The sequence below is a fragment of the Vibrio sp. 2130-1 genome (genome assembly GCF_033339515.1).
Genome location: NZ_JAWOUT010000009.1, coordinates 71,612 through 97,850, shown reverse-complemented (window position 1 = coordinate 97,850; position 26,239 = coordinate 71,612). Strand labels below are relative to the sequence as shown.

Here is a 26,239-nt window from a genome sequence, read left to right as displayed (position 1 = left end):
TAAAATATTCAGGTTTGGTGATAAAAATCACACTTGAGGTTATTCTTTATGCAGGAGAAATTTGGAATAATGAGAGAAAATATACGTCTATTACGTCCGGGATTAACTGTCTTGGTTAGAATAATCAGGGGGTTAAATCAAACGCCTATTATTTCTGATTTGGAATAATTTATTTAAAATTTTTGAGGTTTTTGTTGTGTCAGTTATCAATAAGATAGTCGCGAGGCGTACTCAGCTTTCGCAAAGTGGTCGTTTGGTTGGCGATTGGATTGTTGAAAACGCAGAAAAGGCGGCGCTGCTCACCAGCCAAGAACTTGCGGCGCAAGTAAAAGTGAGTCAATCGAGCATTGTGAAATTTACTCAGCGTATCGGCTTTAAAGGTTACAGCGAGTTTAAGTTAGCTCTGAATGAAGAGATTGGCCGTAAGCATGCGATGCAGTCGACACCGCTGCACAGTGATATTTTGGCTGACGACCCCATTGCGGTTATTTCACAGAAACTGGTGAAAGCGAAAACCGACGCTATGTTTCAAACCACCAATACGCTGTCTTACGAAGCGTGTCACCAAGCGGTGAAATGGTTGAGTGAAGCGCGTCGAGTGCAAGTGGTCGGGATTGGGGGCTCTGCACTGACCGCGAAGGATTTAAGCTTTAAACTGCTTAAACTTGGTATTACGGCGCTTTCTGAACAAGACAGCCACGTGCAGATTGCTGTTGCCCGCACGCTCTCTCCAGAAGATGTTCAGATCGCAATCTCGTTTTCGGGTGAGCGCAAAGAAATTCTCGTCGCGGCAGAAGCGGCAAAAGAGCAGGGCGCGAAGGTGATTGCGTTATCTGCGCCTGGAAGAAGTCGCTTGCGCGGTATTGCCGATATTACGTTTGATACGATTGCCAATGAAACGGAACATCGCAGCTCATCCATTGCTTCGCGTACCGCGCAAAACGTGATCACCGATTTGCTGTTTATCATCTTGGTTCAGCAAAGAGACGACAGTGCCCGTCAGTTGATCAGCGATATTAGTACCGACATCAAACAGATCCTCACATGATCGCTTGTTTAACAGCGGACTAGAGATCCGGATCGTGCCTCAGCAAAGCAATAAAATCAGAGAGATGTTTTTCAATGGTGAGATCGGCAGAAATCGCGGGTAATTCCAACGTGATGCAAGGTAAATCACGTTCACTACACCAAGTGCCGAATGAGCCGGGTGTTTCGTAGTCGACATCGTCAACGATTGGCAGTTGAAACTGCTCGCCGAGCCATTTGGCGAGGTTGGAATGTTTGGGATCATCCACAAACGCAAGCGGTTCATGAAACGACACCACAAACTTTGGCCTGCGCAGTTCAATCAAGTTAATTAATGCGCCAACTTCTGGCTCTAGCTGGTTTTTAGAGCCTGTTTTCACCTTTACGTCTCGAATGGGTGTGTGAGAGCTCCATCGATACACGGTGCCATGCTCAGTCCAATTTTGGGTTGGAAACGCGCGATTGAGATCCACTTGGTTTGCATTTGCGCGTGTGCCTAGCTGGTTGCCGTCCGGATTCATTGACAGAATCACATCATGTCGTAAGTTTTCTGCAGGCAAGCTTCTTAGCGCGCAGGACAAACCTGCAATCGAGGCCGTCTCGTCCCCGTGAGTGCCTGCCAAAATCAAACCTCGCGAAGCACTTTCGACTTGAGCCGGAAAATACAATAATGGCGCACCAAGCACGGATTGACCGTATGATGTTGGCCGAATTAAAAATGCCGCTCTTTCCGTTCTTGGAATTAGACTCACCGTAATCTCCTGATTGATGAAGTAGTATCAATATCTAAGCTAATTACACCTAGCTAAACTGAACCGTTTAAACTCGTCAACGGTTGAAATGTTAATTGTGGCACTTGCTTCACAAGACGCGTTAGGAGAACGAAAAACGATATGGATTTTAAAAAACATTCAACGGCGTTGCTGATTTCCTCTTTATTCACCCCTTTTCTTGCTACATCAGTTGCTGCGGAGACCTTACCTAAAGGCATTCAACTTGCCGCAGAACAGCATTTAGTACGTGCGAATGACGCAGAGGCGGCGACGCTTGACCCAGCGAAAGCCGAAGGTCTGCCAGAAATGCATGTGATTCGTGACTTATTTGAAGGGCTTGTGATTCAAGATCGTGACGGAAACATTATTCCCGGTGTGGCAGAATCATGGGAAACCAACGACAACCAAACCTTTACTTTTCACTTGCGCAAAGACGCGAAATGGTCGAATGGCGAGCCTGTGACAGCGGATGATTTTGTTTATTCACTGCGCCGAGCGGTGAACCCGAAGACCGCTTCTCCAAATGTTTGGTATCTCAAACTCACCAAGATCAAAAACATCGCCGATGTAGCAGAGGGCAAAAAGCCTTTGGACGATCTCGGTATCAAGGCAGTGGATAAATACACCCTACGTTTTGAGTTGGACAGTCAAGTGCCGTACTTTGTTGCTATGACAGGGCACACGTCCATGATGCCAGTGCATCAAGCGACAGTGGAAAACCGCGACAAGCCGTGGAGCGATCCAGACCAATTTGTTAGCAACGGTGCATTCACATTGGATAAGTGGGTCGTGAATGAGCGCATTGAACTGGTTAAGAGTCCAAGTTACTGGGACAGCGCAGATACGCATCTAAACAGAGTGACTTACATTCCGTTTGAAAACCAAAACGCGTCGATCAATCGTTATGCGGCAGGAGAGTTGGATATCACGTCAGATGTGCCGACTCATATGGCGCAGAAGCTTAAACAAGATTACAAGCAGGCTTACACGGTGGTGCCATTACTGTGCACGTATTACTACGCGTTCAATACCACTCGTCCGCCATTTGATGATGTGCGAGTGCGTCAAGCGGTGTCGTACTCCATCATGCGCGATGTGATTACGAATGGTGTCACGCAAGTGGGCAACCTTCCTGCTTATACTTTTGCGCATCAGTACACCGCAGGGTTTGATGCGACGCCGCCTGAATACAGTAAGTGGAGTCAGCAACAACGTGACGAGAAAGCGCGTCAGTTGTTAAAAGAAGCGGGTTACAGCCAAGACAAGCCGCTCGATTTTAAATTGCTGTACAACACCAGTGAGGCAAACAAATCGATCGCGGTTGCGATAGCGTCGATGCTACAAAAAAATCTCGGTGCAAACGTGGAGTTAGAAAACCAAGAGTGGAAGTCGTACTTAGTGGCGCGTAAACAAGGCAATTTCGATGTGATGCGCGCTTCCTGGTGTGGTGATTACAATGAAGCGTCTACTTTCCTGAGCTTACTTCGCTCAGGTTCCTCGGGTAACTTTGCACGTTACAGCAATGAAGCGTACGACAACGCGATGAACAGTGCATTGGCTGCAACCAATGAGAAAGCGCGCCAAGGTTTCTATGATCAAGCCGAGCAATTGTTGGCGGCGGATATGCCAATCGCACCGATTTACTACTACATGCAAGCACGTTTGGTTCGTCCTACGGTTGGCGGTTTTGCCAAGAACAACGTAGAAGGTCGTATCTACTCGAAAGACCTCTACATCAAGAAGTAGCGCTCAAAATAAGCGATAAATATGAAGCCCCGAAGATGTATCTTACGGGGCTTCTTTTTATTTTTAGCGAGTGGAGAGCTTATTCACGAGCATAGCGACTCGTTTGCCAAGATACTCCGCCGTTGCAACATCAGAAGCATGCAACTGACCACCTTCACCACCTTGTGCAACAATACCACCTTGTACACCATAACGATTCAGGTTTTGCTCCCCAGAATTGCTGATCTTATCCAACCCGACCCACATCATGCCGTGTTGGTTAGCGAGCGTTTGTAGATATTGTAATGTGCAAGATTGGTCGCCATTCATTGCCCCACCACTGGTAAAGCCAGCCGCGATTTTGCTCGCCCATTTTTGGTAATACCAAGATTCACTGCTTGCATCTGCAAATGCTTTAAACTGCGCTGCTACACCGCCCATATAGGTCGGTGAGCCAAAGATAATCGCATCACACTCAGCAAGTTCATCCATTAGTTTAGGGTTCACAAAACGTCCCTCAATAATCTCACTGCCTTCAATTCGGTGAGAGAGGATTTCACAGTCATCTTGCTGCTTAATGCCTTGTTGTTCAACGCCTGCGGCAATCGCGCGAGCAAGCTGACCAGTAACGTCGGTTTTAGAGAAATAAATAATCGCAATTTTGGACACAATGGTTCCTTTTTTCATTGTTGATTTTTAATCGTGCGACTAAGGCTAAAACCTCAAGCTAAGTTGAGGTCAAGAAGAGATTTGAGATAGATAAAGTACGAATTGGTATCTAAAGAGCTTTCTTATAGGGTAAGTCGACGGCATAACTACAGTGAATGCAACGACGATGAATATCGTGTATAAAAGCGTTAAAGGAAGATCTTAAAGATGTAGAAAACTCTCTTGGAAACAATGATAAAGGTACCGATACTAGTGATGAGTAATAGGCGGAAAAATAGATTAAAATATGTAAACTCAGACCTGATCCAAGGCGGGAAAAGTACATTTCATCGTTTCTTAAGGCGAGGGATTATTATCATTATGGTAGGAGGCCTTTCTACAGCCTCTTCCACGGTATTTGCACACTTTATAGCGGGTGTGTTTGATGTGGATATGAATGTTCATCCAGAGAGCTTAGAAGAAAAAGTGCATGCACTACTTTTTGTTTCGGTCAGTCTTGTTTTTTACCTCTTTTATGCCCTTATCTCGCTAAATATTAGTGGGTGGCTCATAATGAAGCTAAAAATATAAGCTTAACTAAAACTATGTCCTTGTATTTTAAGGAAGATGGAACTAGTGACGATTTTTTCTTTGCTTGCACCATCTCTATTTTTTGTATTTATTTAAGGTTCGTAAATAAGAAGCTTCCTTTGGTTGAAGTGGCGCTTTTGGTTTCGGCGATGTGTCATGCTTTTATCATGAAAGAATACAGTGGTGACCTTCAGCTTATACGTTTTGTCTCTTCACTGTTTTTCGCCATTAACTTTGGGTTATTTCTTTCTGCGAGTATAAATCCGAGATTTTGCTTTACTTGGCTCTGGCTTGTTTTTTGCCAGCTTTAGCACTGCTTTTTGCAAAATCTGGTTGTTTGGGTAAGTGATCAGCATTCAATCTCTAATTTGACTGATGGCGTTGGTACAATAAAAACAATAGGAGAATATAATGAATAGAATAGTAAGACTTTTGAAAATAGGTAGTCTCTTTACGTTTTTCTCCCTATTTTTAGTTTGGCTATTTTGTACAACACCTGATACTAGTACATTTAAGACTGTAAACTTGAGCTTGGATGAGGTGCTTTGTGCTGATTCTAGGGGATGGGGAAATGGGACAAAAGTTGCGATAATTAAAGATAAAAAAAGCAATCTACAATATTATGCAGATAGCCTGTCACCGCAGATGTGCAGATGGTTACAAACACAACTTTTAAGTACAACAACACTAACTGCTTCCGGTGCCTATGATGCTAGTTATGATCAGGGAAAAAATATTGAGTTACAACAGATATATTTAGGAAAAGAAATGATCTATCAAGATCAGTATATAACCGAAGCAGGATTTTGTAAGTATATCCCTCTATTAACATGTATATAAATGAACGTATTACAGAAGTATTGGTGCTAGCTCTCGTAGCATAAAGGATAGAGTTCAACGATGTAGCGCTGGCGTGTCGAGTATTAAAGCGTTAAAGGAATATCTTAAAAAGGATGAGTAGATGATCGTTTTATCGAGGGGCGTATCACTGTTTCTACTATTGATGTTGGTAGTTATGCTGCACACCGAGCTTTCAATTAGCGACGGTAATACCAATCTTTATGCTTTCATTCCTTTTGCACTAGTTTACTTATTACCTTTGTTCCCTAATTCGATTTTGGTCAAAATTAAAGTAATAATCATAATGGCTTTCGTGGTCTCTGTGGTGCTGTGTTTCGGTGTTTGGTTAACGTTCCCTGCAGCGAGGGGAGCTGTCGTCGGTTACTTTTTCGTAATTAACATACCAATATTTTTGACCCTTTATCAGAGGGTGAAAGCGGAATAAAAATAGCTGATGTATACCCGTGATTATGAAGGAGTCTTAGATTCGACATCACTTATCGCTAAAGGATAAATAACTTATGACGATTTTTTTCTTTGCTTGCGCCATCTCTATTTTCTGCATGTATTTAAGGTTTGTAAAGAAGACGTTTCCTTTGGTTAAAGTAGCGCTTTTGGTTTCGGCGATGTGTCATGTTTTTATCATGAAAGAATACAGTGATGACCTTCAGTTTATACGTTTTGTCTCTTCACTGTTTTTCGCTATTAACTTTGGGCTATTTGTGACCACCAAGTGATAACAAAAAGCCGGTGTAGATACATCGGCTTTTTAGTGGGTTATTTCTTTCTGCGAGTATAAATCCGAGACTTTGCTTTACTTGGCTCTGGCTTGTTTTTCGCCAGCTTTAGCACTGCTTTTTGCAAAATCTGGTTGTTTGGGTAAGTGATCAAGTTTCCGTTGTCGTGCTTAATTAACACGTGAAACATGCTGATTTCTTGAATCTCGCCACTGATGTCTTCGTCTTTGTCTACGACTTTAATACGATCGCCCACTCTGTATGGGAAGACAAAAAAGATCAAAAAGCTGGCGGTGATATTGCTCAGAATTGACCACTGCGCGATAAACGCCACACCCAATACGGCGAAAATGGACGATAGGAACAATGACACATCGCCATAGCCTATACCGGTGATAATGGCAAAAATAGAGGCGGTCAAAAATAGCAGCGCGACATTGAAACAGCGCTGAATAAAACTCAAACGAGCCTTTTTTACACCTTTCGTTGTTGCCAAATTTAGGATGGCTCGATTTACAATCCTCTTCAGGATGCGATACGCGATCAGGACAAAAATGCCCATCAATAATTTGTAACCGAGGGAGCCCGTAGTGAAATACTGGCTCACTTGCTCTAATTGGATCCAATCATTCATTTCTTCATCTCGACGATATCTAGAAAGCGGCTTTTATAGCTGATTTTTTGCTGTAAGTAATCACAATTTTTCTTTACACCATTTGTCTCTGTGTTGAGGTTCCACAGAGTGCTATATAAGTTAATCAAAGACTTAGTGAGTATTACGAACTCTTTGGCTTTATTACTTATATTCAACCAAAGCTGACGTGATTTTGAAAAGAGCATTCTTTGAGCTGTATCCCATATCCGACATTCTATGACGCTAGTTCCTCATAAACGAGCTGAATATGACTTTTGTCCTGATAACCTAAGGTGTATTAATTGAAATAGCTTTTAGGGCGTTGAAAAATGGAAGAAGATGAAAAGGCGATTATGATTTTATTCGTGATTGTTGGCCTTGTACTCGTTTGGGTCGCGCTTGAAGAACTTAATTATCTCGGGCTCCCAATAAAATAAGCCCCGTTAAACACAAGTTAAACGGGGCCTTTGCTTTTATCAATGTGAATTCAGGCTAGCTAACCGCACGCACTTTGCCTTGTTTCAAATCGTTCAGCACTTGCGCTTTAGGGCCATCTGCGATGATGCTGCCTTTCTCCATCACAATTACGCGATCAACGATGTCGAGCATAGACGTTTTGTGCGTAATCAGAATCAGCGTTTCACTAGGTTTCAACTGTGCTAATTGATGTTTAATGTGCATCTCTGAGCGATTATCCATCGCACTGGTTGGTTCATCCATGAGTAGAACAGGAGGACGACCCAAAAATGCACGAGCGATCGTGACTGCTTGACGTTGACCCCCCGAAAGCATTGCACCACCTTCACCAACTTGGCGTTCTAACCCCGCTGGGTCAGATTGCGTAAACGCAGTAACACCGGCACGATTCGCTGCGTCTAGTACGTCACGGTCATCGGTTAATGGGCGACCTAGCGTAATGTTGTCGCGGATAGAACCAAAGAACAGATTCGAATCTTGCGGCACACAACCAATATTACGGCGAATGTCGACATGATGCAGCTGTGCGATGTCGGTATCATCAATGCGAACATGACCTTCCGTCGGCTGATACAAGCCCATGATGAGACGCTCTAACGTGGTTTTACCCGAACCGATACGGCCTATGATCGCTACTTTTTCGCCTGGGTTAATGGTCAAGCTCAAATCTCGAATCGACGCCACCGGTGAATCTGGGTAGTGGAAGGTCACGCGTTCAAGTTCAATTTTGCCTTGTACTATTGGGCGGTGAATGTAACGTTTACCTTCTTCTTGTTCATCCGGCATTTCCATGACTTGATTGATAATTGTCATAGAAGACTTCGCTTGGTTGTAGCGCGTAGAGAGTAAGGATAACTGAACCAAAGGACCAATCGCGCGGCCGCTAAGCATGGTTGCGGCAATCAAACCGCCCATGGTTAAGTCGCCTTCTGCAATTAAGTAAACGCCTAGGATGATCATCCCTACGTTACTACTTTGCTGCACAAAACCTGCTGCGTTTTGAATGCTATCCGTAATTCGGCGGCTTTTTATATTCCAGTTCGCCATGTGCGCAACTGCCTCTTCCCAGCGGTATTGGAATTGGCTTTGCGCACTGAGCATTTTTACGGTTTCTAACCCAGCCAAGCTCTCTATCAAATTGGCATATTTTTGCGATGCTAGGCGTGAACCCTCCTCAATGGAGCGGCGCAGCGGCCCTTGTATCAGTAGCGAGTGAATAATCAAAATGACCACGCCCACCATCGGTACATACACAAGATCGCCAGCCATTAGCCATATAATCACTAAGAACAAAATGGCAAAAGGCAAATCAATGAGAGCACTGACGGTCGCTGAAGTAAAAAACTCTCGAATAGATTCGAATTCTTGTAAATGGCGAGCGAAGGCACCGACCGAAGGCGGCTTTGATTCCATTCTAATCCCCATCACTTTGCTGAACAGTTTGGATGAAATCAGAATGTCAGACTTCTTGCCCGCCACATCAATGAAGTAATTTCTCAGCGACTTGAGAATGAAGTCGAACAGGAACACGACAAAGATGCCACTTGCTAGTACCCATAGGGTTTCAAACGCAAGATTCGGAACCACTTTGTCGTACACCAAGCGAGTGAATAGCGGAGCGGCAACCGCAAAGAGGTTGATGAGAAGTGATGCGATTAAAACATCACGGTAGATGCGTTTTGACTGCCACAAGGTGGACCAGAACCAGTGGCCTTCGTTGGTTTTGAGCACTTCGGGAGAGCGCTCATCGAAACGGAATTGCTTTTTAACTAAAAAGTACCGACCAGTGTATTGCTCAAGTAGGTCTTCTAATGGAATAGAGATCGGCACCATTCCACTTTCTAGGGTGGTGACTTCGGCCTCGCGTTTCTCCATATTGATGCTGTTGAGAACGCAAGAGTCACCGCCTTTAAGAACTAAGATTGCCGGCAGAATTAGGCTAGAGATGCTCTCCAGCTCTGCGCGGTTTTCCTTGGCAACCAATCCGGCCCTTTCCGCTGCTCTTGGTAGCAAAAATGGGGTCAGTTTACCGTCAGATAGCGGTAGTCCGTTGACTAGCGCTTCTGGCGAGTTAGCTAACCCATAGTAACGGCTAACGTAGATGAGCGAATTCAGTAAAGGGTCTTTCATCGTTGATAAACCTTTTTATTCCTTGTCGACGATGAATCCTTGGAATACCTCAACAAAATGTTCAGTGAGGAAATCCAACTGGATTTGAGTTTCGATACGCGATGCGATAGTCGTAATACCAAGGTTGTGGGCAGTACGAGAGATCGACGTTAGCGTGAATTTCTGTTTTTCGTCGTGCAAGTTGTGTGTGAATAGGTAATCGAGCTTCACATAGTTCGGGCGGAACTCTTGGATGTATTCCAAAGATTGGAAGTTACGCCCGTAGTTATCTACGCCGAACTCAGCACCTGATTGGCGAATGGCATTACATAACAGTGCTGTGTGGTGAGGCTGATCGATAAAGCATTCCTCTGGAATTTCAAAATGTAGCTTAGAGGCCACTTTGGCGTGTTTCTCTAGCATGCTAGTTGTCCAGCGAATAAACGATGGTTGAGACAAGCTGCTTTGCGCGATGTTAATCGCGACTGGGTCATTAAGTTCACCATTTTCTAGCATCTTAATCATTGATTCAATGACATACTGGTCAAAGATGTTGGTGGCGTCTAACTGTTCTAGTGCGAATAGGTATTGATTCGCACGATACGTTTCACCATCTTTTTCGATGCTTGAAAATACTTCGTTGTGGAATACTTTACCCCATGTGTTTTTCGCAGCTTGGAAACGGAATTTAACCCAATCACTATGAATGGCTTCTTCAACCAACGCTTTCCATTGCTGTTTACCCATCAAACTAGAAGGTGTATCACTGCCAATGAAGCCGTATGGCTTGTCTGGTTGCGCTTTGGCTTTCGATAGTGCGTTGTCCACCATCGAGAGGATTTCAGAGCGCGTTTTCTGATCTTTGCTGTGTGCAACGCCTAGTGACGCTTTAGGTTTTGCTAAGCCTGTTGGGTCAGTATTTAGGCCGTTCACACAATTGACGATGCTGTCCGATAAAATGCGTAACTCGCTCTCATCCATATGAGGGAAAAGCAAGCCGAACTCATCACTAGACAAGCGAGCAATAGTGGCACCCGGTACATCAATGGTGTTTTTCAAACGTTGAGACAGTTCTTTAACGTGGGCATCTGCGCGTTGGTAATCTTTGGTCTCGTAAATGTCCCCAATGTATTCAGCATGGAGTAGCGCGATACCCCCTTGCGTTTGCTCTGCAAGCCATTGGTCGATTTGGTTGATGTAGAATGAGCGGTTACCCAATTTAGATATAGGATCGAGGTAAGCCTGAGCACGCAGACGTTGCGCCTCTTTGGCTTGCTCTTTGAATGATAGCTCGATTTGAGCAGACATCATGTTAATGCCATCTACCACCGCGATAAGATCTTTGGTTCTTGGACGAGCAAGCGGTTCACCAAATTGGTTATTCGCGATTTCATGCATTTTATTCACGATGGCCGTTAATGGTTTTAGCGAGCGACGTAGGATGTATGAAATTGCCACTAAACCAGCCAGAAAAATGACACTGAATACAGACAGCAAGCCAATAAAACCTTGCCAGAGCTGCTCGTAAGCTGCGCCTGGGTGGCTAATGATTTCTACTTCGGCGAGCTGCATCCAACCACTGGTCACAACACGCTTATCGTGAATCGCTTTAAATAGATTCATGTCGATAAACCATTGTGGCACCGTACTTGGTTTAACTGGGTAAGTACGCACGATCTGGTAGTCAGAATCTAATGCTGTAAGACGAACAACTGAGTAGGTGCTGCCGTCAAATAGAGCATTAATCACGGACTCAACCGCGACTTTATCTTTGTCCTTTAGGTAAGGAGCCAATGCCAAACCTACGGTGTTAATAGTGTTGTTGACCTCTGAACGTTGCTGTTGCTCCAAGCTGTCTCGAGTCGTGTTGAATTGGATTACGAATACTGATGCCAACAAGAGTATAAAGACCGTAACCATCCCCACCACAAGCTTCTTATATAGGGTCATGTTTCTCACTCGTCATAGTTAATTTTAGGTTTATTTAACTGCAACTTACGTTCGCGCGAGCGTAAGTCATTCCAAAGGCTCAACCGTGATGCTTTCCCTGCCAGCTCTCCAGTGCTAGCAGATGACTTCATCAACCACAGGTTTGTACCATTAAAACTGTATATCGGTAGCAAGTCGCTACGCTTAGAGGCTCGGACAATGTCAGGATTGATATTATCGAGAATGAGCGGCTCAGAACTTGGGGTAGGGTAGTAAGCTAATACCATGTGAAACTGATTCAGTTCGATGGCTTTTACGTATATTAACCGCATCTTTGAATCTGGTATTCCTAGCTCGAGTAAAGAGAAGTACTTAGCAATAGTGAAATCTTCACAGTCTCCTGCGTTACTCCCTAAAAATTCGAGTGGCGTAGCCCAATAATCTGTCTTTCCCCACAGTTTTATGTCGTCAACGAAATACAGCTGATTAAAAAAGTCGTTAACGCCAGCGAGCTGTTCATGAGTCTCTAATTGTTTAAATAAGTCGAGGTTCTTTCGCCATGTATTTACGCGCAATCCCGCACGTTCGCCGTACACCGCTGTGACCGTATTGACCCATCGTTGTTCTTTACTGTTCAGCGCACCAAGTTGGAACGACAAACAACTTAAGCTGATTAATAATGTAACTTTACGCTGCAAATTGGATCGCATATTCGACTCGTATCACAAGTATACTCTTCTAGAGAGTTCGTCAGTGAGAAATAAGTGCTTTTTATTTAATCACTTATCGCTCAATACTCCCTATCGCGAGTACCTTAATGTGGTTTACTCCTTCAAGGCGTTCGTTTTGGCACTTAAAATCGGTTTAAGTAGATATTCCAAAACGGTTCGCTTCCCTGTGATGATATCGACCGATGCAGTCATTCCTGGAATGATTGGTAAATCTGCATCTTGACCAAAGTTTGTTTTTTCGGTGCGTACACGAACAATGTAGAAGCTGTTGCCTTCTTCATCTTGAGTGGTATCCGCGCTGATATGTTCCAACTCTCCCTCTAAACCGCCGTACTTTGTGAAGTCGTAAGCTGTAAACTTCACGATAGCATGAAGATCTGGGCGTAAAAATGCGATGTCTTTTGGCGCAATTTTCGCCTCTACCAATAGTGTGTCTTCTGTTGGTACGATCTCGACGATATCCATACCAGGTTGGATAACACCACCGACAGTATTGATGTTCAGTGTTTTGATTTTGCCTGTTACTGGCGAATTCACAACCGTTCGGTTTACTCTATCTTCCAAGCCCACCGCTGATTCAACCAAAGCAGATAACTGGTCTTGGGCGCTGTTGAGTTTCTCTTGCTGTTCAGAGCGGAATTTGAGTGCAACATCAATACGGTTGAGCATGGATTCTCGAATCGCTGATTGCAATACGGGAATCTTGAGCTCACTGGACGTCATTTCACGACGGGTATCGTTGACTTGGCGCTGTAATTTGAGCAGTTCAATACGAGGAACAACGCCCTCGTCTGCCAAAGGTTTGGTGATATCGAGTTCTTTTTTCGCGTATTGGTAGCTTTGACGCAAGTTCCTTACTCGTGCTTGGATCTCTACCAAGTCCTGCTGCTTTTGCTGCACTTGTTGGTCAATAACAGAAAGTTGGTTGCGTAAATTATCTAGATCTTCGCGATATTCTGCTTTTTGACGCTGTGTGAGTTGAGGTCGAGTCTCTTCCAAGGTTGGTGGGAAGGTCAGTTTACCGTAATCAAGTAGTACACTTTGACGCCAGTTTTCCGTTTCAAAATCACGATTAACGGCAACACTGTTAATAGAAGCGGATAGTTGCAGCACAGATGCGGTAAGGTTGGCAACTTGTTGCTCACGTTCACGAAAATCTGAGCGAAAGCGGGTGTCATCGATAAGCAGTAACTGTTGGCCTTTTTCAACCAACTGACCTTCTTTGACCAAGATTTCTTTGACTAAGCCACCTTCTAAGTTTTGGACTACTTGTATCTGTGAGGAGGGAATCACTTTGCCTTGACCAACCGTGACTTTGTCGATTTCAGCCCAAGATGCCCAACCTATTGCTGCAATGAAAAATAGCACCATAACCCAGAGCATAAAACGCGCGCTGTTGGGGGTATTGAGGAGCAATGCTGCAGTTTTGTCATCAACAAAATCCAACTCTTCATCGTTGAGTTTGTTGTAGTTATCTCGGCTCATCACAGTCCCTGCTTATATAATTACGGATTATCTTTTTGATCTTATTATTATTAACCGATCATGTCAGCATGCTCGGCTAATAAAATATGAGAAGAGGGTTATTCTCTCTTCAAATGAGCTTTCTTACACTTTCTAAATCAAACAAAAGCATAATTAGCGCCGGAGTATAGCTATTACGCCTTGAACTTGGCTTTATCCAACTGATGTTTTTTTAGTTTGTCGTACAAGGTTTTGCGTGATACCTGTAATTCTAGTTGAACCTCTTTGAGTCTGCCGCGATGTCTTTGCAATGCATCGAATAACAAGCAATATTCAAAGTATTCTGTGCGCTGAGTCATACTCTGAATTTCAAGACTTTTCTCACTGTTCCAATCTTCCATTCTAAAAGTATCTGGCTTGAGGGCACGAAGTTCAGCAAATTGGCGTAGCTGCTTAACGTTTTCTGGCCATTCGAGACTGGTGAGGTGTTTGACCTCTTCTAGGCTGATATGTGGCGGCTGTAACTGATATCGACTCGCTGTGTGGCGCACAAAGTGCTTGTATAAAGGCCCTATATCTTCCTTTCTTTCATCGAGCGTCGGTAAGTGAATTAGAGTCGCCAGGGATTTTAGAGGTGGCTCGGCTTGGGTGGTCGCGCCAAAAACACGCTCAAGTTTTGGGTGCTTGAATAAGTATTCCCATTGCTCAAATGATACATGCTCTGCGCTATGTAAGTACAAACTGCAGTGGCGTTTTCCTTCACTTAAGCGGTGTATGGCTTTGTCGAGCGCTTCTAATGAAAGCTCATAGAGGTCTTCACCAGAAGCGGCGATTAGCTCACTATCCGGTGTTGCATGTATGTCGTGGGCAAATTGTGCAGCGAGTCGCCGACCCGTACCATCTTGACCTACAAAAATGAGCGGCTGGCTTGTGGGCGCACTGATCAAGGCGCGACGAATGCTCACCATGGCCTTACTGTGACCAATCATTTTCGGACCAACATGAGTTTGCATGTCGAGCTCTTTCTTAAGCCAGATGTTTTCTTGCAACAAGTTCAGTTTATCGCTGGCATTGTTGAGCGATTTCATGAGCTGTTCCGTTGAAAACGGTTTTTCTAGAAAGTCGTACGCGCCGCTTTTCATCGCATCTACCGCGGTTTTCACATCTCCATGTCCAGTAAGTACGATGAATTGAAAGTGATCGTTTTTGCTTCGCAAAGTTCGCATAAACTCCAAGCCATCCATCACGGGCATATGGATATCGGTAATGATAATCGCAGGCGTATTTGAGTCGATTACGCGTAAGGCTTCTACTGCGTTTGGTAAGCAGGTGACGTCTATCCCTTCAATCAGCAGGGCTTGAGACACGGCATCACGAATGTGTGGTTCGTCATCAACAAAGAAAACTGAGTTATTCATGGTCGTTTTCCACTTCTGGAGTACGTTTATTCTGATTGACTATTGGTAGCGTCACGATAAAGGTCATGCCTCCTGCTTGTTGTTCTGTGTTCTGATGTTTATAGGCACAGAGGGAGCCGTGATAGCTCTCTAAAATGCGTTTGGAGATGGTCAAACCTAATCCTAAGCCCTCTGGCTTAGTCGTAAAAAATGGGTCGAACACTTTTGCTAGGGCTTCGTCTGACATCCCTGGTCCGTTATCGGAAACAAGAATGTCGCAACTGTCATCATGACACTGAACAGCAATGGATATTTGCGGATCGATACAGTGGTTTTCCATCGCTTGTGCCGCGTTGTGGAAGAGATTGATCAGCACTTGTTCTAATTCAACGCTGTGAATGGCCAGCTTCACATCATAGTCGATGGCCGGAACTTTTAGTGTTACTCCTTGCTTAATAAGCTTGTTGCTCAAAATGCTGGTGGCAGTATGTACCGCGTCGTGCAGTACTGAGATTTCATTGTGTGAATCGTGCGTGGCTTTCCGAGTAAAGACTTTTAAGCGGGCAATGACTTCCGAAATGGTGTCATTGAGTGTCAGCATTTTGCCCAAATTGTCGGCGACCATTGGGTATTTTTCCATTGCCAACAAACGCTGCGAGTTTTCGGTATAGGTTCTTAGTGCGGAAAGTGGCTGATTTATCTCATGATTAATACTGGCAGACAGCTCGCCCAACAGTGCCAATTTCGCGGCTTGCGTCAGCTCTTGTTGTGTTTGTTTAAGCTCTTGTTGGCTTTGTTCATATTGGCGGATGGTCTGTTGTAGCTTTTGGTTGGCTTCACTCAGAACTAGTGTCCGTTGCACTACTTTTTCTTCTAGGCTCACATTGAGATGGGCAAGGCGTGCTTTGTTAACTAGGGTTTGGAACCACGCTAACGCAATTAGAGCAATTAGCGCATATAAGATCAGGAAGACGATATCGGCCTGTAAAACGGCGGCAAGAACGCTGTTGTGGTTAATTAAGGCAACGACGCGAAACCCTTTATCCAATAAGTGTGTTGCGTATGCGAGGTAATTCGGTGATAGAAGCAATTGATTGTCATCAAACTCCGTGACACCACTGTGTGCCGTTAACTCACCAAAATATTCGGGTAAGGTATCGCCATATTGACGCGTTTCGGTAAGTTCATTTATTGCACTCGATGACAGTGGGAAAAGTGCACGATAGCGCCAGTCTGGTAAATTGCTCATAAACACGACATTGTGTTTATCTGTAATGAGTACGTCAGTCGTGGTTTGCGAAAGGCGCTGTTCTAATTGCTCCAAATTCACTTTTACTGTGATCACGCCAACGACTTCCTCATTTACCCACAGCGGAGATGAGAAGAAGTACCCACGTTTATTCGAGCGTACGCCTAATCCAACGTATTGAGCGGGCTCACCGCGTCGCGCATTTTTAAAATAGGGGCGATAGCTAAAGCTAGAGCCAACAAACGAATCTTCTTGCTGAAAGTTACTTGAGGCTATGACTAACCCGGTACGGTCATGAACGTAAATCGTATCGGCCAAACTTTGCTTCAACCAATCTGATAACAGTAGGTTGAGCTCTTGAGAGGGCGTTCCGCGCTCGACTGCTTTGAGTAGTCTTGGGTCGTGACTTAATAGGTTTGGTATCTGTTCAAACTTTGCCAGTTCGTAGTCCACTTCTTGTGACACTTGCGCGGCTTGTCTCTCTAGCTTTTGTTGCCATTGATCATGTTGGTATTGAGTTGCGTAATGATGAGTAAGCGCAAGCCCTGAAATGCCAACGGCACACAGTAGCAGTAAAAAATGACGTAGGGCTTTGGGGTTGAGTAAGTTCACGATCGGCTCATTGGTTTTTTGTGTCATGGTATCAAATGACGCACTGTGATGCTGTGAGCGGCAACGATAACAAGCACAATGATGTCCTTGTATTTCCTCAGTATCGGGAGCACAATCGACAAAAACGAGTGAAGGAGTAAAGATGGAACTTGCTGATATTCGTCGTGAGTACACCAAAGGTGGGCTGCGTCGTAAAGATTTGAAAGCTGATCCTATTGATCAATTTAATCTGTGGCTAGAGCAAGCAGTTGAAGCGGGTTTAACGGACCCGACTGCGATGACAGTTGCAACGGTTGATGAAAATGGCATGCCGTTTCAACGCATTGTTCTATTGAAAAACGTCGACAAAGATGGTTTTGTGTTTTACACCAACCTAGGCAGTCGCAAGGCCCAGCAGCTAGAGCATAACAGCAATATTAGTTTGCACTTCCCTTGGCATCCGTTAGAGCGCCAAGTTCATATTACTGGTGTGGCTGAAAAGCTTACCGCCGTAGAGAATATGAAATACTTTACTTCTCGTCCTAAAGAGAGCCAGTTGGCCGCAATCGCGAGCAAACAAAGTAGCCGTATTTCTGCCAGAGGTGTGTTGGAAGGTAAGTTTTTAGAGCTAAAACAGAAGTTTGCTAAGGGTGAAATACCAGTACCAACCTTTTGGGGTGGCTTTCGCGTAAAACCAAAGAGCATCGAATTTTGGCAAGGTGGCGAACATCGCCTTCACGATCGTTTTCTTTTCTCCCAGCATGATGGAAGTTGGGACATTGATCGTTTAGCGCCATAGGCTTATGGTCCCTCATGAATAAACAAACACCGCCGAATTGGGGCGGTGTTTTTGTAGGTAGAAGCGATGCGAATTATCGCTCTCCATTCAACACAACCGATAATTGATGCTTAAGCAGCGTTTTGGGTACAACAGAGCCGTAGCCTGCTTCCATTGCTTTATCTATTAGTTCGTTCTTGCTGTTCGCTGCAAACTTATTACGTAAGCGTGCGACGTGACCTTCAACGGTTTTTGTTGATATGCCCATGACCTGAGAGATGAATTGTGGCTTTTTGCCATAGAGCAAGAGGAAAAGTGTTTCTTGCTCGCGGCATGTGAGCTTCTCTGGTTTTGGTTGTAAGTCAGAAAAACGAAAGATGGATTGTTGATTTGGGTTGGTACTGATTGCACGACAAACCCAATACCCGACTTCAATCACGGCGGTGTCGGTGAGTTCCCTTCCGTAGAAAATGGTGCCTACGATGTCGCCTTTGTCATCTCGCCACGGTGTTTTAGTAAATATATGTGCTCGCCAGCGGCCATCTGGATAAGGGTGGATATCCAGAATTTTTAGTGACTCGCCAGTTTCGAGAACGTGTTTATCTTGGCGTTGAAATTCTTGCGCGCATTCAGTGGTTGGGCTGGCCATATCAAAATCAGTTTTACCCAAGCACTCCTCGGGCGACGTGTGCCCTAACAGTTCTGCGTATTCCTGGTTTACGTATAGGAATACCGAATCTTTATCTTTGCATCCCCAACAACCTGGTAGCTGTTTAAGGAGGGATTGTTCTATGGTATCGACTGAAATATTCACAAAAGGACTCACTACATACTGCTTTTACCAATACAGAGACGTCCGTGTTACATGGCTCGTATTGATGTTGCCAAGTAGGCAGTTACGTTGCTAGAACACGTTCGTTGATTGGCGCTCAATCCAATTAAATTCATGGTGTTCGATGTTTTCGTCAGGTAGTCATAGACAACGACGAAATGGAACGAAGAGTTTAATTGGGAAAATGGTCTGTTTCATTACAGATATGTGCGCTCACGGATGTCCGCCAATGTTCGGCTTACAACTCGTATCGTCCTTGATCACGCTTCCTACAACTCAGTTGTAATGTGGTTGACGTTCATATCACTTGTGAGCGAAAGAGCAGCACCTAAGCATATGAGAGGGACAGTGAGACAAACGCTATGATATCAGCTTATGCCATTGTTTTCATTGTTGAGAAGCGAAAAAAAAGCCAGCCTGAAGACGGGCTGGCAACACAAGATATAATCTTGTCGACGTGTAGAAGAGGTTCTAAATTACCTAGCGAGGGTCTGCTAAGTAAGTTAGAGGTATCAATGAGATACCGAGAGCTTTAGATCGTATGCATCTTAAAGCTCGATAACTAATGTATTGAATCAGAGGCATATTAGTAAGGGGGGAAATCCCTCTATGTTGAGTTTAAGCGTGGGTTTCGATCCGTTTCAGGGACGAGTTATCTAATATGGAGCACGGTGTTTTACAAAATAACAGATTGTTCGGTAATAAGGATCTTTACATTGATTGATTATGTATACGTAAGGTGTTGCCTATCTATCCGTTTTTGTTAATAAAATTGGTTGCTCACTGACCGTAAATTAACCTCGCATGATCATCGTTCCGGAACTATGATCATGTAAATGAACTTGATCATGCTGATTTGATCTTGTCGATTGAGTTGGGTAAAAGTTGCAACCCAACAAAGAAGGTATATGATGCGAAGACGTAAGCTGACCGTGTAAAGACGACTGTTTAAAATGAGTGACTCAGATAACCAAAAAATCCTTTCATATCAAGAGATTATTCTGCCAAAGCCGGCGGAGCTGATCACACTTCCGTCTTATATGGATTGCCACGATCATTCTTATACGCAGATCGTGATTGGTTTAAAAGGGCAAGCCGAATTTGAAGTGCGCGGGCGAGGTAATCTTGTCGGCCCTGGTCAAGGTTGTGTGGTCACCGCATGCTCTGATCATGCTTTCGGTGGCGTCATCAATCAATCGGATATTTTGGTGCTGAATATGCCCAAACCGACAAATGATGATCCTGAAATGCTTCAAAAAATCAATAACCTGGAGAGAGATCATGTCTACTTCCAGTTAGATAGTCAAATTCAGAAGTTGATACAGATGTTGGTTCAGGAAATGCGAAACCATCCGGATGACCTGCTGTTAAGTCGTGCGTGTAACGACACTGTGATTGCATTAATGCAGCGCCATATCTCGGCATTTGAGACCAGTCGAAAAGAGTCGCGCTTTGATTTGGAGGCGATTGATCGTTACATTGAGCAGCACCTGAGTCATAAGATTAGTGTGGCTCAATTGGCCGGGCGAGTGTTTCTTGGGGAAAGTCAGTTCCATTGCTTGTTTAAAGAGCAGATGGGGATTACACCTCATCAATATGTTCTTGGAAAGCGTATCGACATGGCTCGTGAATTAATCGAGCAAGGGCACCTTTCTTTAGGGCAAATTGCCGAGTTTACTGGCTTCTCAAGCCAGAGTACTTTTACTCATACTTTTACTCGCTTACAGGGAATATCACCTTCCCGTTATAAAAAACAAGTTGGATAACAACGCGTTTTTTTAGGTCAAATAATCATCAATCAGAATAAAGCCATGCACTATGCATGGTTTTTTTATGTTTTATTCACGTGACCTATCTCTCGTTTTTTTAAATTCTCTGTTCTTTGCAGTGGTTGATATGCCACTTGATCCTACATTTTCTCTTAGAACGAGCTCTTCACAAAAATCTTATTGATATTCTTGATATTTTGTTGTGAATGCAATGAAAAAATTAAAATTTACAACACAAAATATTACCTATTTGAATGTGACTATGTGGATGTTTTGTTATAAAAGCGAGTTTTTGGCAAAAATGTCGTAGTTTTTGACAAGTATTCTTATCGGCCTCAAAATACACTGCCAGCCATTGACAATCCTCGAAGCGGTTTTCGAGGAGTGAGATTGAGGAACACACATGTTTACAGCTACGAACGTGTTGACACCGGAATTTATCGGGCAGCCGCTTGATAAGTTGTGGTCACTGATCTCGCCATTATATATGGTGGACGAGTCTCAATGGCTAGAGCAACTATTGCCACTAGCGACGCCGACAGAGGATGAAAAATCGGCGATCACTACCCAAACGACCCACCTTATCGAAGCCATTCGTGCCGATAAGAAGTCAATCCAGATGATTGATGCTTTATTGCTGGAATACAGCTTAGATACTCAAGAAGGTATCTTGCTGATGTGTCTTGCAGAAGCATTAATGCGCATCCCAGATGCCGCGACAGCAGATTCTTTGATTAAAGATAAGTTGAGTGTCGCAGACTGGAAATCTCACCTGAAGAACTCTGACTCTGTGTTTGTTAACGCATCAACATGGGGCCTCATGCTAACAGGTAAAGTGGTTGGTCTTGGTGAGCAAGGCACCCAGAGCCCAGGTCAGGCTGTAAACCGTCTGGTAAATAAATTCTCTGAGCCCGTGATTCGTAAAGCCATGTATCAGGCAATGAAGATCATGGGTCACCAGTTTGTTCGTGGTCGTACGATTGAAGAAGCGCAAAAGAACGGTCGTCCGATGCGCGACAAAGGTTTCACCTACTCATTTGATATGTTAGGTGAGGCGGCGTTAACTACAGCGGACGCGAACAAGTACTTCAAAGATTACCTAATGGCGATCGAAGCGGTAGGTCGAGAAACTTACGGCAATGACACCAGTCCAGCGCCTTCGATTTCCATCAAGCTTTCTGCATTACACCCGCGCTACGAAGTCGCAAATGAAGAACGTGTAATGACAGAGTTGTATGACTCACTAATGCAACTACTAAAACGTGCTATTGAAGTCGACGTTGCAATCACAATCGATGCAGAAGAGGCGGATCGCCTTGAGCTTTCTCTGAAGCTATTTGAGAAAGTGTACCGTAGCGATCTTGTGAAAGGTTGGGGCAAGTTTGGTTTAGTTATTCAAGCTTACTCAAAACGTGCGCTACCAGTCTTGGTGTGGCTAAATGCACTCGCAAAAGAGCAAGGTGACGTTATTCCTCTGCGTTTGGTTAAAGGCGCGTACTGGGACAGCGAAATCAAGTGGTCTCAACAAGCGGGTTATGCAAATTACCCAGTATACACTCGCAAAGAAGCGACGGACGTTGCATACCTAGCTTGTGCTCGTTTCCTACTTAGCGAAGGTGTTCGCGGTAATATCTACCCACAATTTGCAAGCCACAATGCTCACACGGTTACGGCAATTGCTGTCATGGCGGAGCACAAAGAATACGAGTTCCAGCGCCTGCATGGTATGGGTGATTCACTGTATAACCATGTTATGAAAATGTACGGTCAGCCAGTACGTATTTATGCTCCTGTCGGTAGCCATGCTGATCTGCTTCCGTACTTGGTTCGTCGTCTGCTTGAAAATGGTGCGAACAGCTCGTTTGTACACCGTCTAGTTGATGCGCGTTGTCCGATTTATGAGTTGACCCATCACCCTGTGGATGTGTTGACGGGTTTTGACACGCTACACAACGACAAGATCCCATTACCTGCCGACATCTTCCCTGAGCGTAAGAACTCATACGGCGTCAACATTGATATCGACAGTGAGGCGAAGCCATTTGAAGCGCAGGTCGAAAGCTTCATGGACAATCAGTGGGTTGCAGGCCCGATGATCAATGGTGAACGCTTTGCCGAAAGCATGATCAAGGAAAATTCGGCTGAGATCATCACCGCACCATACGATCGCCGAATTGAAGTCGGCAAAGTGGCATTTGCAACTCTTGATCACGTTTCCGCTGCAATTGATGCGGCGCAAACTGCTTTCTCTGATTGGAAAGCCGTTCCTGTTGAGCAAAAAGCGGCTTGTTTAGAAAAGCTTGCTGACTTAATGGAAGAAAATCTGGCTGAGCTGGTGGCGATTTGTCACAAAGAAGCGGGCAAGACGATTCACGATAGTATTGATGAAGTTCGTGAAGCGGTGGATTTCTGTCGTTATTACGCGAAACAAGCGCAAAACCTACAGCCATTTGAGCTAGAAGGCTTTGATGGTGTGAAACGCATTTCTAGCCGTGAAGGTCTTGGTGTGTTTGTGTGTATTAGCCCTTGGAACTTCCCGTTGGCTATCTTCCTTGGTCAGGTGACGGCAGCACTGATTGCGGGTAACACAGTGGTTGCAAAACCTGCTGAGCAAACAAGCTTAATTGCCGCTCGCGCTATTGAACTAATGCTTGATGCTGGTTTCCCTGCAGGTGTGATTCAGTTACTTACTGGTCGCGGCGCTGAGATTGGTCATGCACTGACTTCTCATGATGCTATTGCTGGTGTGGCATTCACTGGCTCAACGGCAACGGCGCAACGCATTAACGTTACGCTTGCGGAGCGCAGCGCGAAACCGGTTCCGTTTATTGCGGAAACAGGTGGTCAAAACGCAATGATCGTGGACAGTACTGCATTGCCAGAGCAGGTGGTGCGTGATGTGATTCGTTCGGCGTTTGCATCTGCAGGTCAGCGTTGTTCTGCCCTTCGTGTTCTATTTGTACAAGAAGATGTAGCAGACCGTATGATCAACCTGATTCAAGGTGCGATGAATGAGCTGCATGTTGGTTTACCTTACCTACACAAAACGGATGTTGGTCCGGTTATCGACAGCAATGCAAAACAAAAACTCCTCGCTCACCTTGAGCAAATGAGCAAAACACAGACTAAAGTCGCTCAGCTACAGCTGGATGAATCGTGCCAGCATGGTGACTTTGTCTCACCAAGTGCGTTTGAAATCTCGGGCATCGATGTGCTGAAAGAAGAACAATTTGGTCCAATCTTGCACATTGTTCGCTTTAAAGCGTCTGAATTACCGAACGTGGTTGCGCAGATCAACAGAACGGGTTTTGGCTTGACGATGGGTATCCATAGCCGTAACGAAACCACGTACCGTTGGATTGAGAAACATGCACGAGTAGGTAACTGCTACATCAACCGAGACCAAGTTGGCGCTGTGGTTGGTGTACAGCCGTTTGGTGGTCAAGGCTTGTCGGGTACTGGCCCGAAAGCTGGTGGTCCACACTACCTATTCCGATTTACTCAACATCTTCTTGCTCAAGCAGAAAACGCATAAGGAGTCGCATTATGGTTCATCAGATCACCTATTTTAAAGATGCATTCTCTGCGTGGGAGCAGTGGAATCTGACTGATTTTGATTACAAATGCGAGCATGTTCTGGCATTTAAATCTGCACTAGAAGGGCAGCAGTCTACCGTTGCCAAAGTGGTTTCTTACCACTTGCAACAAGCATCAGCTCTTCTTGCAGAAACTCACCAGTTAGTTGGCCCTACAGGGGAAACTAACGAACTGTATGCCGCAGGACGCGGTGTGGCTTTGGTGATTTGTGAAAACAACATCGAGCCTGCTGATAATGCGTTATACAGTGCTTTTGCGATGATCACCTGTGCCTTAATTGCAGGAAACAGTGTGGTCGTTTGCAGTGACAATGCAGAGCTAAACCAATTGGTTAAGCAAGCTGTAGCGTTGGCAAACTTCCCATCTAACTTAGTCCAGGTTGTTGCGTACGATGCGTCTGCCCCGTTGCTTGAGAGCGATGTACGTAGTGTGGGTTATGTTGGGCGTTCACAGATTGAGCATGCGCTCAATCTTCAACTAGCTAAGCGTGACGGTGCAATCGTCGGCTTAGTTTCTGAAACGGATTTAGAGTCACCGAAATTGGCTCATGATCCTCATCTCTCGTTGCGCTTCATTACTGAGCGCACTCGAACGATAAATATTACCGCGGTGGGTGGTAACGCAACTCTACTCGAGTTGGGGAACGAAACTCACTAACCTGACTTGTAATGCCAATCTGGAGTAACTGGACTGAGAGCCGGTCCAGATTGGTTTTTTATACTCTGATGTATTGCTGAGACGGTAAAATATCAGGGCAGGCAAGGAAGGAAATAATTATAACGAGGACTATCTAATGATAGAAAATAGCTTTGCTATCACGTCCACTTTTGTGGCGTATTTACTGATTATGGTTGCTATTGGCGTTTACGCGTATAAGAGGACTTCCAATTCATCTGACTACTTCCTAGGTGGCCGTAGCCTAGGTCCGTGGCCTGCTGCATTATCTGCAGGTGCTTCAGACATGAGTGGTTGGTTGCTGCTAGGCTTGCCTGGCTATGCGTACGCTGCGGGTATCGAGGCCTTCTGGTTAGCCGGCGGTCTACTTCTTGGTACATGGGCAAACTGGCTCATCAGTGCAAAACGCCTCCGTACCTACAGTATCCAAACTGACGCGCTAACGTTGCCAGAGTTCCTGTCACGTCGCTTCAACGATAAGTCGAAACTGATTCAGACAATCTCTGCGTTTTTCATTCTTCTATTTTTCCTTTTCTACACCAGCTCAGGTTTGGTCGCAGGGGGCAAACTGTTTGAGACGGTATTCGGTCTAGATTACACCTACGCTGTTATCATCGGTACGGTGTGTGTCGTTTCTTACACACTATTCGGTGGTTTCCTAGCGGTATCTTGGACTGACTTAGTGCAAGGTCTGCTAATGGCGGCTGCGCTAATGATTGTTCCTATAGCGGTAATGGACGGTGGTTTAGGTCAGCTAAGTTCTGATCTACATGACATCAACCCAGAACTTGCAACGCTATGGAATGACGCGAAAGGCGAACCATTGTCTGCGATTGCCATTATCTCTCTAGCGGCGTGGGGCCTTGGTTACTTTGGTCAGCCACACATCCTAGCGCGTTTTAAAGCGTCTCGTTCAAACAAAGATCTAACAACTGCACGTCGTATCGCAGTGATTTGGACGGCACTATCTATGGTCGGTGCAATGCTTGTTGGTCTTGTTGGTCTGGTTTGGGTTACGGGTCATCCGGGTACTCAACTAGAAGACGGCGAGAAGATCTTCATGCTATTGGTTAACGCAGTATTCCACCCTGTCGTTGCGGGTATGTTGTTAGCAGCAATCCTAGCGGCGGTAATGAGTACCGCTGACTCACAGCTCCTTGTTTCATCTTCAGCGCTTGCAGAAGACTTCTACAAGCAAGTATTCAAGCCAGAAGCGTCTTCTGAAGAAATCGTAATGATTGGTCGTATCGGTGTTATCGTTATTTCGCTTGTTGCGCTATTCCTAGCGATGACGCCTGATAGCTCAGTACTTGGTCTTGTATCTTACGCTTGGGCTGGCTTTGGTGCGGCATTTGGTCCTGCGGTTGTACTTAGCCTTTACTGGAGCGGTATGAACCGTAACGGCGCGTTAGCAGGTATTCTTGTTGGTGGTATCACTATCGTAGTTTGGAAGCAGCTAACTGGCGGTTGGTTTGATGTGTACGAAATCGTACCGGGCATCATCTTCTCTACGCTTGCCATCATTGTGGTAAGTAAAGCAACGGGTGGTGCTGCGCAAGACGTGTTAGACCAACACCAGTCGTTCGAGAAAAAACTGGTTGAACTAGACTAGTAACTTCCCGTATATGAACACAAAGCCCGCTATTTTAGCGGGCTTTGTTTTATCT

At 44.9% G+C, this 26,239-nt stretch carries 19 protein-coding genes and 1 pseudogene; 9 read left to right on the top strand and 11 right to left on the bottom strand.

Annotated features, from left to right (window positions below):
- The first annotated feature begins 196 nt into the window (after positions 1–196).
- Entirely contained in the window at positions 197–1,048 is an 852-nt protein-coding gene (locus R7Q09_RS15030; protein ID WP_033907250.1) for a MurR/RpiR family transcriptional regulator, read from the top strand.
- A 19-nt stretch (positions 1,049–1,067) separates the two neighbouring features.
- On the opposite strand, the gene mpaA is transcribed toward R7Q09_RS15030, so the two are convergent.
- Positions 1,068–1,778 carry a murein tripeptide amidase MpaA gene (gene mpaA, locus R7Q09_RS15025; protein ID WP_213869904.1) on the bottom strand — a complete coding sequence of 237 codons (711 nt, stop codon included), beginning with the start codon at positions 1,776–1,778 and terminating at the stop codon, positions 1,068–1,070.
- A gap of 141 nt (positions 1,779–1,919) precedes the next feature.
- Between mpaA and R7Q09_RS15020 the strand changes: the two genes are divergently transcribed.
- On the top strand, positions 1,920–3,545 hold the full coding sequence (locus R7Q09_RS15020; protein WP_262638565.1) for an ABC transporter substrate-binding protein: 1,626 nt from the start codon (positions 1,920–1,922) through the stop codon (positions 3,543–3,545).
- A 63-nt stretch (positions 3,546–3,608) separates the two neighbouring features.
- Here R7Q09_RS15020 and R7Q09_RS15015 read toward each other — a convergent pair whose 3' ends face one another.
- Entirely contained in the window at positions 3,609–4,193 is a 585-nt protein-coding gene (locus R7Q09_RS15015) for a flavodoxin family protein (RefSeq protein ID WP_213875741.1), read from the bottom strand.
- Positions 4,194–4,424: 231 nt separating this feature from the next.
- On the opposite strand from R7Q09_RS15015, the gene R7Q09_RS15010 reads away from it, so the two are divergent.
- Positions 4,425–4,763, top strand: coding sequence for a hypothetical protein (locus tag R7Q09_RS15010; protein ID WP_025500824.1), 339 nt, complete (start codon positions 4,425–4,427; stop codon positions 4,761–4,763).
- Positions 4,764–5,002: 239 nt separating this feature from the next.
- On the opposite strand, the pseudogene R7Q09_RS15005 reads toward R7Q09_RS15010, so the two are convergent.
- Positions 5,003–5,116 (bottom strand): annotated as a pseudogene (locus R7Q09_RS15005) (mechanosensitive ion channel family protein); the annotation flags it as partial.
- Positions 5,117–5,174: 58 nt separating this feature from the next.
- Between R7Q09_RS15005 and R7Q09_RS15000 the strand changes: the two are divergent.
- A complete protein-coding gene (locus R7Q09_RS15000) occupies positions 5,175–5,603 on the top strand; it encodes a hypothetical protein (protein WP_025521462.1) in 429 nt (142 codons plus the stop codon).
- 777 nt (positions 5,604–6,380) lie between these two features.
- On the opposite strand, the gene R7Q09_RS14995 is transcribed toward R7Q09_RS15000, so the two are convergent.
- From R7Q09_RS14995 to R7Q09_RS14965, 7 genes are all read right to left on the bottom strand, one after another.
- Complete coding sequence (locus tag R7Q09_RS14995) at positions 6,381–6,974, bottom strand: mechanosensitive ion channel family protein (RefSeq protein WP_213867958.1); 594 nt, start codon at positions 6,972–6,974, stop codon at positions 6,381–6,383.
- 492 nt (positions 6,975–7,466) lie between these two features.
- Entirely contained in the window at positions 7,467–9,581 is a 2,115-nt protein-coding gene (locus R7Q09_RS14990) for a type I secretion system permease/ATPase (RefSeq protein ID WP_005374556.1), read from the bottom strand.
- Positions 9,582–9,596: 15 nt separating this feature from the next.
- Positions 9,597–11,510 carry an EAL domain-containing protein gene (locus tag R7Q09_RS14985; RefSeq protein WP_005374560.1) on the bottom strand — a complete coding sequence of 638 codons (1,914 nt, stop codon included), beginning with the start codon at positions 11,508–11,510 and terminating at the stop codon, positions 9,597–9,599.
- A 5-nt stretch (positions 11,511–11,515) separates the two neighbouring features.
- The gene (locus R7Q09_RS14980; protein ID WP_005374561.1) at positions 11,516–12,199 is read right to left on the bottom strand and encodes a transglutaminase-like cysteine peptidase; all 684 of its coding nucleotides are present in this window, start codon (positions 12,197–12,199) and stop codon (positions 11,516–11,518) included.
- A 114-nt stretch (positions 12,200–12,313) separates the two neighbouring features.
- Complete coding sequence (locus tag R7Q09_RS14975; protein ID WP_005374562.1) at positions 12,314–13,705, bottom strand: HlyD family type I secretion periplasmic adaptor subunit; 1,392 nt, start codon at positions 13,703–13,705, stop codon at positions 12,314–12,316.
- Between the two features lie 173 nt (positions 13,706–13,878).
- Complete coding sequence (locus R7Q09_RS14970) at positions 13,879–15,102, bottom strand: sigma-54-dependent transcriptional regulator (RefSeq protein ID WP_005374563.1); 1,224 nt, start codon at positions 15,100–15,102, stop codon at positions 13,879–13,881.
- Positions 15,095–16,969, bottom strand: a complete 1,875-nt coding sequence (locus R7Q09_RS14965) for an ATP-binding protein (RefSeq protein WP_318070947.1) — start codon at positions 16,967–16,969, stop codon at positions 15,095–15,097. The genes R7Q09_RS14970 and R7Q09_RS14965 overlap by 8 nt, the downstream gene beginning before the upstream one ends.
- Before the next feature lie 115 nt (positions 16,970–17,084).
- On the opposite strand from R7Q09_RS14965, the gene pdxH reads away from it, so the two are divergent.
- Positions 17,085–17,720, top strand: a complete 636-nt coding sequence (pdxH, locus tag R7Q09_RS14960) for a pyridoxamine 5'-phosphate oxidase (protein WP_005374570.1) — start codon at positions 17,085–17,087, stop codon at positions 17,718–17,720.
- A gap of 73 nt (positions 17,721–17,793) precedes the next feature.
- Here pdxH and R7Q09_RS14955 read toward each other — a convergent pair whose 3' ends face one another.
- A complete protein-coding gene (locus tag R7Q09_RS14955) occupies positions 17,794–18,513 on the bottom strand; it encodes a PAS domain-containing protein (protein ID WP_017820063.1) in 720 nt (239 codons plus the stop codon).
- A 971-nt stretch (positions 18,514–19,484) separates the two neighbouring features.
- Between R7Q09_RS14955 and R7Q09_RS14950 the strand changes: the two genes are divergently transcribed.
- The 4 genes from R7Q09_RS14950 (at position 19,485) to putP (ending at position 26,184) form a co-directional block, all read left to right on the top strand.
- Positions 19,485–20,297 carry an AraC family transcriptional regulator gene (locus R7Q09_RS14950; RefSeq protein WP_017820064.1) on the top strand — a complete coding sequence of 271 codons (813 nt, stop codon included), beginning with the start codon at positions 19,485–19,487 and terminating at the stop codon, positions 20,295–20,297.
- Positions 20,298–20,703: 406 nt separating this feature from the next.
- Positions 20,704–23,835 carry a bifunctional proline dehydrogenase/L-glutamate gamma-semialdehyde dehydrogenase PutA gene (gene putA / locus R7Q09_RS14945; protein ID WP_318070946.1) on the top strand — a complete coding sequence of 1,044 codons (3,132 nt, stop codon included), beginning with the start codon at positions 20,704–20,706 and terminating at the stop codon, positions 23,833–23,835.
- Between the two features lie 11 nt (positions 23,836–23,846).
- A complete protein-coding gene (locus R7Q09_RS14940) occupies positions 23,847–24,554 on the top strand; it encodes a delta-1-pyrroline-5-carboxylate dehydrogenase (protein ID WP_005392153.1) in 708 nt (235 codons plus the stop codon).
- A gap of 136 nt (positions 24,555–24,690) precedes the next feature.
- On the top strand, positions 24,691–26,184 hold the full coding sequence (gene putP, locus R7Q09_RS14935; RefSeq protein WP_005374582.1) for a sodium/proline symporter PutP: 1,494 nt from the start codon (positions 24,691–24,693) through the stop codon (positions 26,182–26,184).
- The last annotated feature ends 55 nt before the right edge of the window (positions 26,185–26,239 follow it).